Genomic DNA, 12,651 nt, shown 5'->3' with positions numbered 1-12,651 from the left:
AAGATTTTAATTTACCAACCAAGAATTGCGATTTTTATAGCGCATAAGTACATTCAGGTTGCCATCAATTCTTTTATTCTGTAACAGCAAATTATCAGATATTGGAAAGACACTAAACAACTTTTTAAAAACAGCCAAAACAAGCATAAACACTATTATCATAAGAAAGGCAAGTGCTCTAACTAAAGAAAAAATATATCTCATGGGGAACAATTTTAAACGCAATAAAACCAAGGGCTACAACTAATAACTACCATAAGCTTTTAATATTTACAATTACCATTGCCCCGGAATACCCGGGGCTAACGGCTCTTCTATTTAGACTTATTTTTAGGTTGACTCTTCATAACTCCGTTTTAGCAACCCTACTGTTAAAAGCAGGGATAATCTTATCTGGTAATTTATTCACTTCAAGCCTTCAAAAGGTTACTACAATAATAAATACGATAAAAAAATCTACAAAGTTTTTGGGATGAAATGCTGAAAAGGAATCAAATTTGGCTATTTTTTAAGGATAAAATGCAATATTGCAAGAACATCCATGCTCATATATTCTAAAATGCCAAAAACTGCTTCAGATGCAGTTGCAGTGCCATCTTTGTTCTTTCGTTCTTGAATTCATGTGTTTCATCTATTTCTAGGTGTACAGATGAAACAGGTAAAATATGAGGCATTACAGTGATTTTGGTATGTTGCAAAATTGACGTTAGATGATCAATCCCCCTTAAGTTACCGGCACGACCTGTAGCTACTCCTACTATTGCAGCTTTCTTGAAGTATAAATATTTTTTGACATCCATAGCATCAATTAATAGCTTGAGAATACCCGGAAAACTTCCATTATATTCAGGAACAACAAAAAGCAATTTTGCTGAATTCAGAAAATAGTTATCCCCAATCAGATTAATTTTATTGTCGTTCTTATCATACATATCTTCATTGATGATATATTGATTGAGCACAGCAAGTGATAGGTAATTAACTTCGACATTAACATCCAATAAAGCCTGATGATAAATACGCGCTAGTCTCTCTGTGTGACTGTTCTTATTGTTAGTTCCGGCAATTAGAGTTATCATTCTGATAAATTATTCAAGAGTAACGATTCCGAGCAATTTAGAAAGTGCATGGATATATTTTTCGTAAACTGTCTGTTGTGATAAAATCTCATCCAGTCTTTCATCGCTCAGCGATGATTCGTCTTTCAGGAGTAAACTATTTTTCCTTTTTAAGATTTGCACTCGCTTTAATTTGATATGATTTATCGGATTTAAAATGGCCTCCTGCAAATTATTCTCCTCTGTCTGCACATAAATTCCTTTCGATTCCCAATCACTTAATTCATATTTATTTATCAGTAATTCGTGCGCTTTTGAACGAAGTTTTTCGAAGTCACTGCTATTTTCAGTTTTAAGCATGGTCAAAAATTCTGTTGTACTCAATGATATCAGATAGCTGAAAATACCTGCAAAAATTTCATCATCCAAACCAAAGCCATCAGGTAAAATCTGTCCCAGTATAAACTCTCTAACTGTTGTTGGTTCTTCTGCACCTTTTATAAGAACAATCTTATCACCATAATTCAAAAGCAAACGAATAATTTCCTGTTCCTGATACCATGCATTTGCTTCAGTAGAAATGGTTTGCTGTGGCAGATATTCCATTTCAATCAATTTCTCAACTAATTCTGCCTGCTGATGTTCATTATCCTTCCTGTATAAGTTTCTTCTGATTTTATTTAACTCAATAATTAAAACCTGCTCCGGAACATCCATTTGTGTTGCACACTGACTGGTATAAAGACTTCTTTTAATACCATCAGGAATTCGAGAGATACTCTCAACAATATCACGGATGAGTTCTGCTTTACGCACAGGGTCATTAGCAACTTCTTTTAATAGCAGACCTGTTTTAAATCCAATAAAATCTACTGCATTTTTTTTGATGTAATCCATCAATTGAGTGGCGCTGTTTTTACGCGCAAATGAATCCGGATCATCACCATCAGGAAACAAAACAACTTTTACATTGAGCCCTTCTTCAAGAATGAGATCAATACCACGCAATGAAGCTTTAATACCAGCTGGGTCGCCATCATACAAGATTGTAATGTTACCTGTAAACCGGGCTAGAAGCCGTATTTGTTCAGGCGTTAACGAAGTACCTGAAGAAGCAACAACATTTTCAACTCCGGCCTGAAACATGGAAACAACATCTGTATATCCTTCTACAAGAAAACACTCATCCTGTTGAATAATAGCTTTGCGTGCAAATGAAATTCCGTAAAGTGATTTACTCTTATGATAAATATCTGTCTCAGGAGAGTTAATGTATTTAGGGCTCTTAGGGTCATTTACTAACTGTCTTGCTCCAAATGCAATAACACGTCCTGAAAGATTGTGAATAGGAAAAATGACCCGTCCCCGAAAACGATCGTAAACTTTCTGATTACCTTGTTCCTGATCTTTGACAACTGCCAATCCACTTTTCTCATACAAATGTTGGTTAAACTTATTCTCTATAACAGCTTGTGACAAAGCATCCCATTGATCGGGGGCATAACCCAATTGGAATCTTTCAATTACTGCTTCATTAAAACCACGTTCATTAAAATATGAAAGTCCGATGGCTCTACCCTCTTCTGTTGTAAAAAGTTTTTCTGAAAAAAATTTCTGTGCAAAGGAGTACAAAACATACAAACTTTCTCTTTCGTCCTGTTTTTGAATTTCTTCAGCAGTAGGGATTGTTTCTTCGACAGTAATTCTATATTTTTCTGCTAGATATCGCAAAGCTTCGGGGTAAGAAAAAGCTTCATGCTCCATCATAAAGCGTACTGAATCACCTGCTTTTCCACAACCAAAACATTTGTATATGCCTTTTGCAGGCGACACTGTGAATGATGGTGTTTTTTCATTATGAAAAGGACATAACCCAAGTAAGTTGGCGCCACGCTTTTTTAATGATACATAATCGCCAACGACCTCCTCTATTCTGGAAGTTGTAATTATTAATTCAACCGTTTCCTTTGAAATCATAATTTGGCAATTCTTTTTCTCACTTTTACTTTTGGCTTATCTGAAGAAATATTTGAGTTTATAAATGCTGCCATTGCTCTGTACATATTCTTTTCTGTATCAGCATCTATTCTTATAAAACTTCTGGTTTGATTAGTCCAAATTTTCTTGTTTGATGATTTTGCATACTCAAAAATACGAACGGATTCTATAATTTCTAAATCTGAAGCACTGTTAGAAATGGCCACTAAAAGCGGAGTTCTTAATTTTTCTAAAAACTGTTGCAAATTTAAAGAATCGGCATCTACACCTGTCTTTTGATGGTACTTTATTTTTGCCAAATGACTAATAAACGTAGAAAGGCCATTCCATTTGGCTTCAACCAACTCGTTGATTTTAACTGTCATGCTCGGCACAGGGTCAACAAGAATAAGGCAATGGATCCGGCTATCTACTTTATTCCAGGAACTTGCTACAATGCCTGAAAGTCCGTAGGCAACAACTGCAAGGTTATCTGTTTCAAACAAGCAAAATAAACTATCAGCAACCACTTCCAAACAGTGGTTCATTGATTGATCAATAACAAATTTTTCGCCATCGCTTTCGCCATGTGCCGGCAAATCAATTACACATACATTAAATCCAAGTTGAGATAATGCCTCAGCAGTTTCTATCATGCTCAATTTACTTTTATTCCAATCATGCAACAAAAGTACAGTTGTGGTTGCGGGCTGATCACCTACAATATACCAACCCTGCATCTTAAAATGGTCATGTATTACCACTTCAAAATTCCTATAATCAAGATTTAGTTGTAAAGGAGAAATCGTAACATCTTTATCAATAACCAATTCATCTTTTTTCAGATTATGAAGGTTGGAGGTTAAAGATTTAACAGTTATCCTATTTGGATAAATCAATTCACTTATACTGAATAATGATGTAAAATACAGGAGTAAAAGTAAACTGCCGATACAAATTAAACTTAAAATAATTACCTTTCTTAACATCCTTAGTAATTGCGATCTGTCGTAAATGTAATCAGATCATATAATGATTTTCGGTAATCACTATCAGGAAAACTGCTAATAATTTCAAATGCATGATTCTTGAGTTCAAACATTTTTTCTTTGGCATAATCAATACCTTTTTGTTTATTGACGAATGCTAAAACTTCAGCAACCCTGCTTTCATTTTCATATTCATTTTTAATCAGGTTGATGATGGTCCTTTTTTCTGACGATGTAGCTTGAGACAAGGCATAAATAATGGGCAGTGTAAGCTTTCTTTCACGAATATCAATGCCAGAAGGTTTACCCGTAGAAATACTTTTTTCGAAATCAAACAAGTCGTCCTTTATCTGAAACGCCAATCCTATTGTTTCTCCAAATTCTCGCATCAGTTCAACCCTGCCGTCATCTGCCTGTACAGATGCTGCACCGCAACTACAACAAGATGCAATTAGTGATGCTGTCTTCTGACGGATAATTTTATAATAAACATCCTCATCAATATCGAGTCTTCTTGCTTTTTCCATTTGCAGCAGTTCACCTTCACTCATATCACGCACTGCATTACTTACAATTTCCAGCAACTTAAATTCCTTGTTCTGCACTGCAATGAGTAACCCGCGTGACAATAGATAATCTCCCACCAGTACTGCAATTTTATTTTTCCAGACTGCATTAATAGAAAAAAATCCTCTACGTTGTAATGCATCATCAACAACATCGTCATGCACCAATGTTGCTGTGTGCAATAATTCAATAAGAGAAGCCGCAATATATGTTGACTCATTTATTTTTCCACACACTCCAGCCGAAAGAAAAACAAACATGGGTCGCATTTGCTTGCCTTTGCGCTTGACGATGTAGTGCATGATTTTGTCAACCAAAGAAACTTTGCTTCGCATTGCATCGCGAAACTTGTTTTCAAAGTTGTCCATTTCAAAGGAAATGGGCTTCTTAATTTGATCTAAACTGAGCGCCATAATAACCGGCTGCAAAGGTATGTTTTTAAGTAGCAGCAGCCTTTAGCAGTTTACTGATTCTTATTAGCTAGCTGACCACAAGCAGCATCAATATCTTTTCCTCTGCTACGCCTTATGTTGACTACTAAATTTTTACTTTCCAGATAATTCTTAAATATCTCTAACCTATCCAATCGGGCTTTTTCAAAAAAACCATCTCCTATTGCATTGTATTCTATCAAATTAATCTTACATGGAACATGTTTGGCAAATTCAGCCAATTCTTGTGCATCTTTAAGTGAGTCGTTAAAGTTATTAAAAACAATAAACTCATAGGTTACCCTAGTACCTGTCTTGTCATAAAAATATTTCAGTGCGTCACGCAAAACATCAAGGTTGTTATGCTCATTGATGGGCATAATTTTATCGCGCTTACTGTCGTTAGCTGCATGCAGTGAAAGTGCCAGATTAAATTTCACCTCGTCATCGCCAAGTTTGTTAATCATCTTTGCTATTCCTGCAGTGGATACTGTAATTCGCTGAGGTGACATTCCAAGTCCGTTTGCAGAAGTAATTCTTTCTATTGATGATATTACATTGGCATAATTTAAAAGAGGCTCGCCCATCCCCATATAAACAATATTGCTTAATGGTATATTATAAACTTCCATGCTCTGTTCTCTGATAATTGCCACCTGATCGTAAATTTCATCAGCATTTAGATTGCGTACCCGATCCAATTTGCCTGTTGCACAAAATTTGCATGACAAACTGCATCCCACCTGAGAGGATACACAAGCAGTCATTCGAGAAGCTGTGGGTATTAAAACACCCTCAATTAAATAATCATCATGCAACTTAAATCCATACTTGATGGTTCTGTCACTACTGCGTTGCTCATGTGCTACAACAATAGGCGTAAATGCAAACGTTTCTGCCAGTTTGTTTCGAAGCACCAACGGCACATTGTTCATTTGGTCAAATGAACGTGCACTTTTATTCCATAGCCAATCGTATATTTGTTTAGCTCTGAATGACTTTTCGCCAAGTCCGGCAATTGTTTCAGACAGTTGGTCGAATGTAAGTTCCCTGATGTTAGGCATTGATTTCACATCACAAAGGTACGATGAAAATAGCAGCCCATCCACAAATCCATTAGTTTTGTAATCATGAATTTTTATTCAGCAGATTTTATTTTCCCTATTTGCAGTGCTCCACTAAAAGACGGTATAGTTGTATTGGATAATGCTGGAATAATCATAGATGTTTTTGAAAATGTTACAGCGTTGAATAATACGTTACAAATTCAAATAGAGCCATCGGTTATACAAAAATTCCACGGAATCTTAATTCCTGGATTCATTAATTCACACTGTCATCTTGAACTTTCACATCTTAAAGGAAAGATAAATAAACATAACAAACTAACAGGTTTCATCAAAGAATTGATTGCTGTCAGAAGCCAATCTCAATCAGAAGAAATTTTGGATGCAATAAAATCAGCTGAAAAAAGCATGTTAACAGAGGGTATTGTTGCGGTTGGAGACATCAGCAATACTTCCATAACATTTCCAATAAAGAATGAATCTGATTTATTTTACCATACTTTTATTGAAGTATTTGACCTGTCAGAACTCAATACAGAAAAAACATGGAGCAAAGCAAAGGAGCTTGAAAAAACGCTTCAGTCTAACCACAGAAATTTAAAATGCAGCATCAGCCCACATGCACCATATACTGTTACACCTCTTTTGTTTCAAAAAATTAATAAAGTCAAAGCTTCTTTAATAACCATACACAATCAGGAAACTGAATCAGAAAACACCTTATTCCAAACAGGTACAGGTGATTTAAAAAATTTCTTTGAATTAAACGGAAACAATTTGTCTCACATTAAAGCCAATGGAAGAAATTCAATACAAAACTATGTGCCGTGGTTAAATTTTTGCAATGAGATAATTTTTGTTCATAATACTTTCAGTAGTGATGAAGACATCCGCTTTACTATAAAAAATGTTAATAAAGCATGGTGGTGTTTTTGTCCAAATGCGAACATATATATAGAAAATACACTGCCTGATATTGAGCGAATATCAAAGGCAACAGAGAATATTTTGATTGGCACTGACAGTCTTGCCTCAAACGAACAATTGAGTGTTTTATCAGAAATAAAAAAAATCACCAATAAATTTCCTGCTATAACACTTCAACAACTTTTGACCTGGTCAACATTTAATGGAGCACAGGCACTTAAAATGGAAAACAAACTTGGCACTTTAGAAAAAGGTAAAAAGCCCGGTTTAGTCTTAATTGAAAATGTTGATTTGCAAAATCAGAAAATCACAGAAAAAAGTCAGTCTAAAAGAGTGATTTAGTTTACCACTCATCTTTCTTAGCCTTAGGCGGATTTGACATATACTTTTCTAATTCAGCAATGACTTTATGTGATTGCTCATCAGTATATTTCAAATTCCAATCCCATTCTTTGGTGTAGTATTGATTTTTAGTATCCATCCAACGTTCAACAGGAAAATAAGAAGGTTGTTTCCAGTTTATTTCCGTTAGTTTAAATCGGTACTTACCTTCTTTTACTTCAATTATCAATGAATACTGAACATTGCCCTGATCTTTCTGAAAACCATTTTTATCAGGCTCGCTCATTAATTTAAATCGAGCTTTGCACAGTAGCTTCCCATTGGCTTTATCATTTTCACGCAACACATCAGCAGGATTTTTGTAATAGGAATTAATCCACCCTAATGCTCTGTCGAATATATCGTTTTTAGAAACTCCTGTTAACTCTTTTACCTTGGTGTAGCAAATTAGTTTTGAATCACTGTCAACCGGATAGCTGACAGCCTGTGCGTTTAGCTGAACAACACTAAATACCGTAATTAAACTTGTAATGATAAGTTTGATTTTCATTCTGATTTGGTTTGATTCATATATCAGCTATTCACTGACACTTTTATTTTACTACCTGCTTTGAGGTCCTTTGAATTTGAAATTTTATTGATTTTTTTTAGTTGCTCAACAGAGGTACCTGGATATTGTTGTGCAATTTTCCATAATGTATCACCGGGCTGTACTTGGTGATAAATAACCTTCAGTGCAGGTTTATTTTGAGAAGTTGGGAGTTGTTCTTTAATTGGAGTTTCTTGCTTACCTGCAACATTTTGTGGTGCGCAATCTTCAGCATCATCTTCACAATCATCATAATTCTCAATAACATTTGTGCTGACAGGAATTTGCTTCTTTACATGTACCCGCACATAAAGCCTTTGATTTTTAAGAATTCGACTTGACTTTAAGCCATTCCATTTTTTCAGTTCATTAACGGAGCAATTATATTTACCGGCTATTTCAGATAAGGTTTGTCCTGATTTTACAATATGCGCTCTTTTCTGAATTGAAGTTACTGTTTTATAAACAATTTGCTGATTCATTACCGGCACATTGCTATTTGCAATATCATTTACCGTTTTTCTATCCGCTTTAACAAACAATGGATCAACTTTTTGGTTACCCATTGGCCCAATACCTAACTGTGTGTAATAATTATTGAGCATTTCGCCAACAATCTGATTACGTAGCCACGGGTTTGCTGCACCTAATGCAATAGCAATTAAACGATGATCATTCTTCTTAGCAGTAGCAACTAAGCAAAATTTTGCATTTTTTGTATATCCTGTTTTTAGTCCATCCACTTCTCCGGGGTAGTCCATAACCAAATGGTTATGGTTTCTGTAAACATTGGAGCCATGCCCATTTTCCACTTCTGCAAAAGCAATATTAGTAATAGAAAGTAGTTCTGGATATTTAACCAATTCTGTTGACAGTTTTAACAAATCGTATGGCGAGGAACTATTGTCAAGACTTCCATAGCCTGCAGGTAATCCTGACGGATTTGAATAGAAGGTTTGAGTCATCCCTAATGCTGCTGCTTTCTGATTCATTCGTGCTACAAATGCTTCTACTGAGCCACTGATATGTTTTCCGATAAGTCCGCAAGCTTCATTATTTGATGGAATCATAGCCATCTTCAGTAAAGACTCAAGAATATAGGTCTCATTAACTGTATAAGTACGTTTACTTCTTTTACTTTTTCTATATGATTTTGTAACAGAAATCTGATCTTGCCAATCAACAGTACCACATTTAATTTCTTCAATTGCGATAAGCGCTACCATCATTTTGGTAAGTGATGCTATGGGATAGGCATATTTTAAATCTTTTTCCCATACAATTGTATTGGTTGTACAATCATAAATCAGCCCTGCACGAATTTGCGAAGTGCTGTTTTCACTGAGCAAAGCAGGTTGTAGTGCTATTTCAAAATCTTTAGACTTCTCTGCAACATGGACATTTTCATCAATATTAGCAGAAAGAGTATCGTTGCCCCCAGCCCAAACATTGGACACAAACAACATCAGAAATACCAATGGCATTATAAACATAGCATTTATGAGTTTTTTTGAAAACAATGGAAAAGTGTTTTGCAAGTTTATCATTTAATGCTTTGAATTTTATATTACTTGAACAAGTGATTTACACAACCAAATGTTGATAGTACTTAAACGTAAAAAATATTGCTATCGTTTCTATTCATCAACAAAAATTTTAATCAAAGTAACGATTTGCGCAATAAAATTACACAAATTTTAATGAATTCTTACAAGAGAAAATAAGTGCCTGATTCAAATGGACAATTGCTTCTTGAGCAGTATGGATGCAACATGAATATCCTCCGGGAAAGTGATTTTAATATTATCTCTGTCTCCTTGAACAGAAAATACTGTAAACCCTACTGACTCAATTAACGAAGCTTCATCTGTAAAAGTGGTATCACTATTTCCTGCAAAAGCTTCCTTAAGTAAATTAACTTTAAAAACCTGTGGTGTTTGTACAGCGAAAATTTCTGCCCTGTTAACGGCCTTATTCTCCGTAGAATTAATACGTCTTAGTGATTCTCTGACTGGAATAACGGGTATGGCATTGCCTCTATGCAACGCAAGCTCAAAGAGTTTTTCAACCAATTCAGGTTTTAAAAGTGGCCGCGCTGCATCATGCACAGCAACCAAAGCTTCGTTATCATCAATAGTTTGCAAACCGTTAAACACTGAACGGTTTCTGGTTGTGCCACCTGATGCGATTTTATGCGGCACCTTAAAATTATACTCTTTAATCAACGATTGCCAATGATTATGCTCACCATTAGGTAATACCACAGTAATTTCCGAACCTGTGCGATAAAGGCATTCCATAGAATACATAAGTATTGGTCGTCCTTCAAGTAGTAAGAACTGTTTTGGAACACCGGCTTGCATTCGTGTTCCACTGCCTCCGGCAACTATTATTGCAAATCGCTTTAGGCTCATGGTAAATAAATTTTCAGAGAATCAGCATGGCATCGCCATAGCTATAGAAACGATACTTTTCTTTCATTGCTAATTTATAGGCATGCATTGTTAAATCGTAACCTGCAAAAGCAGAAACCATCATTAACAAAGTTGATTCAGGCATGTGAAAGTTTGTCACCATACAATTAGCCAAGCTGAAATCATAAGGAGGAAAAATAAATTTATTTGTCCAGCCTTCAAAAGGTTTAAGCTCGCCTAAGGTAGAAACAGATGATTCCATAGCACGCATTGAGGTAGTTCCTACTGCACAAATACGATGCTTACCGGCCTTTGCTTTATTGACAATGTCAACACATGGTTGTGTAATGCTAAACCATTCCGAATCCATCTTATGTTTTGTAAGGTCTTCTACCTCCACAGGTCTGAATGTCCCTAAGCCAACATGCAATGTTAATTCAGCAAGGCTGATACCTTTAATTTCAAGTCGCTTTAATAATTGCTTGCTAAAGTGTAGTCCGGCAGTAGGAGCTGCAACAGCGCCTTCATTCTTAGCATAAACAGTCTGATAACGTTCTTTATCTTCGGGCTCAGCTTTACGTTTAATATATTTCGGAAGCGGAGTATTTCCTAACTTCTCAATTACCTCTCTGAAATCGGCACTTGTGCCATCAAATAAGAAACGCAATGTACGACCACGTGATGTTGTGTTATCAATTACCTCTGCAACAAGCATATCGTCATCACCGAAATACAATTTGTTACCAATTCGTATTTTTCGTGCAGGATCAACAAGTACATCCCACAGTTTACTCTCCGGATTTAACTCACGTAATAAAAAGACTTCAATTTTAGCACCTGTCTTTTCTTTGTTTCCATAAAGGCGTGCCGGGAAAACCTTGGTATTATTCATCACCATCACATCCCCTTCATCAAAGTAATTAATGATGTCTTTAAAGATTTTATGCTCAATCTTACCGGTTTTGCGGTCAATTACCATCAACCGACTTTCGTCACGGTTGGCAGCAGGATGTGGAGCAAGAAGGTTTTCGTTTAGGCCGAATTTAAATTGTGATAATTTCATATCTGTAATCTTACAGGATTATTTTTTGAGGGCGCAAATATATATCAAGCAGAAGCGAATGGCGAAAAAAAGTTATAATTGACTGTACATCAAATAGAAATATTTTAAAAACACATCTTTTGGGGTTTACCAACCATTGAAATAATGCTATTGAACTATTTTAAAAAATCATCTCAAAGAGTAGAATGTCTATTTTTTCAATTTAAAATTTATCGTTCAAACACATAGCTTTAACCAGTAGTTTATGGCTTGATTTTTGCTAATGTTTTAGTGAAGTTACGAATTTATTTTATCCCCCACCCTTTTCTTGAATTCATAACATTTTTTTTAAATGTTAATAAATTATTTGGCGAACAGTCATTTTTTATGGGTGAGTAGTTAGCTTTGTTGCATAAGTGAGTAAACATCTTGCATTCTCTCCTTTATTAAATGTCATTGGCAACTATTGATTAAAAAACATTGGGATTCAACAACAAACATAACAACCAATTATGGTACAGGAAATTAACATTAAAGTTTTATTGGTAAAACACAATCAGGACTTATTTCTGCCAATAACCAAATGTTTTGAAAGCGAGAATATTCGATACACATGCACCTGCTCGGCATCTGAAGCTCTTGAGGAACTGAAAAATGAAACTTATGATTTTATTCTTCTGGAAAATCAACTACCTGAATATAGCGCACTGATTTTTATAAAACAACTTAATCTGCAACGCTTTAAGGGCAATGTGTTGATTGTAGCCAAGAATGCAACTGACGAAGAAATTGTGAATTCCATAACCTACGGCTCTGATGATGTTTTTACGGCACCCTTTAACACCAACCTGATACTTGCACGATTGAAAAGCCTTTATCGTTTAAGATTTGGCAACGTCTCTCAAAATTATTATTTTGGAGAGATAGAAATTAATCCTACAGAATATAAAGTGTGGGTAAACAAAAATAGATTGACATTGACTAAAACAGAATTTGAAATTCTTAATTTTTTAATTTTTAATCCCGATAAAATTGTACCACATGAGGTAATAGCAAAACAAGCATTAAACTTGTTGCCTTCTGAAATTGGTGAAGACTATGCATTTTTATACAGTCATCTGAAAAATCTGAAAAGAAAAATAGGACAGCATTCGTCTTTTAATTATATTAAAACTGTTTATGGTCAAGGTTATCGCTTTTGTTCATTTATTCCGTTAACAAAGGGGAATGTTGAACTTTAATATTTTA

Annotated in this window: 12 protein-coding genes; 2 read left to right on the top strand and 10 right to left on the bottom strand. The window is 35.1% G+C overall.

The genetic code is table 11. The annotated features are described in order from the left end of the window. Positions 1-6: 6 nt before the first annotated feature. From V9G42_08410 to rlmN, 6 genes are all read right to left on the bottom strand, one after another. Positions 7-204: a hypothetical protein gene (locus V9G42_08410; GenBank protein ID MEI2759435.1), complete on the bottom strand. Its 198-nt coding sequence runs from the start codon at positions 202-204 to the stop codon at positions 7-9. A gap of 350 nt (positions 205-554) precedes the next feature. Beyond that, positions 555-1,079: an NAD(P)H-dependent oxidoreductase gene (locus V9G42_08405; protein MEI2759434.1), complete on the bottom strand. Its 525-nt coding sequence runs from the start codon at positions 1,077-1,079 to the stop codon at positions 555-557. Positions 1,080-1,088: 9 nt separating this feature from the next. Beyond that, on the bottom strand, positions 1,089-3,035 hold the full coding sequence (gene dnaG, locus V9G42_08400; protein MEI2759433.1) for a DNA primase: 1,947 nt from the start codon (positions 3,033-3,035) through the stop codon (positions 1,089-1,091). Further along, positions 3,032-4,024 (bottom strand): hypothetical protein, encoded by a 993-nt coding sequence (locus tag V9G42_08395; protein MEI2759432.1) that lies wholly within the window; start codon positions 4,022-4,024, stop codon positions 3,032-3,034. Before V9G42_08395 ends, dnaG begins: the two co-directional genes overlap by 4 nt. A 2-nt stretch (positions 4,025-4,026) precedes the next feature. After that, positions 4,027-5,004: a polyprenyl synthetase family protein gene (locus tag V9G42_08390; GenBank protein ID MEI2759431.1), complete on the bottom strand. Its 978-nt coding sequence runs from the start codon at positions 5,002-5,004 to the stop codon at positions 4,027-4,029. 50 nt (positions 5,005-5,054) lie between these two features. Continuing rightward, positions 5,055-6,086 (bottom strand): 23S rRNA (adenine(2503)-C(2))-methyltransferase RlmN, encoded by a 1,032-nt coding sequence (gene rlmN / locus V9G42_08385; GenBank protein ID MEI2759430.1) that lies wholly within the window; start codon positions 6,084-6,086, stop codon positions 5,055-5,057. 66 nt (positions 6,087-6,152) lie between these two features. On the opposite strand from rlmN, the gene V9G42_08380 reads away from it, so the two are divergent. Beyond that, entirely contained in the window at positions 6,153-7,358 is a 1,206-nt protein-coding gene (locus V9G42_08380) for an amidohydrolase family protein (GenBank protein ID MEI2759429.1), read from the top strand. A gap of 1 nt (position 7,359) precedes the next feature. On the opposite strand, the gene V9G42_08375 is transcribed toward V9G42_08380, so the two are convergent. The 4 genes from V9G42_08375 to queA all read right to left on the bottom strand — a co-directional run bounded on the left by V9G42_08375 (position 7,360) and on the right by queA (position 11,424). Beyond that, positions 7,360-7,908, bottom strand: a complete 549-nt coding sequence (locus tag V9G42_08375) for a DUF4468 domain-containing protein (protein ID MEI2759428.1) — start codon at positions 7,906-7,908, stop codon at positions 7,360-7,362. A 23-nt stretch (positions 7,909-7,931) separates the two neighbouring features. Continuing rightward, positions 7,932-9,494 (bottom strand): LysM peptidoglycan-binding domain-containing protein, encoded by a 1,563-nt coding sequence (locus V9G42_08370; GenBank protein ID MEI2759427.1) that lies wholly within the window; start codon positions 9,492-9,494, stop codon positions 7,932-7,934. A 186-nt stretch (positions 9,495-9,680) separates the two neighbouring features. Then, entirely contained in the window at positions 9,681-10,361 is a 681-nt protein-coding gene (locus tag V9G42_08365) for a 2-C-methyl-D-erythritol 4-phosphate cytidylyltransferase (protein ID MEI2759426.1), read from the bottom strand. Positions 10,362-10,374: 13 nt separating this feature from the next. Further along, positions 10,375-11,424 (bottom strand): tRNA preQ1(34) S-adenosylmethionine ribosyltransferase-isomerase QueA, encoded by a 1,050-nt coding sequence (gene queA / locus V9G42_08360; GenBank protein MEI2759425.1) that lies wholly within the window; start codon positions 11,422-11,424, stop codon positions 10,375-10,377. 491 nt (positions 11,425-11,915) lie between these two features. On the opposite strand from queA, the gene V9G42_08355 reads away from it, so the two are divergent. Further along, positions 11,916-12,644 carry a response regulator transcription factor gene (locus V9G42_08355; protein ID MEI2759424.1) on the top strand — a complete coding sequence of 243 codons (729 nt, stop codon included), beginning with the start codon at positions 11,916-11,918 and terminating at the stop codon, positions 12,642-12,644. Positions 12,645-12,651: the final 7 nt, after the last annotated feature.

It is taken from the genome of Bacteroidia bacterium (assembly GCA_037045145.1).
GTDB lineage: Bacteria > Bacteroidota > Bacteroidia > AKYH767-A > OLB10 > OLB10.
This window is presented reverse-complemented; position numbering and strand designations above follow the sequence as displayed.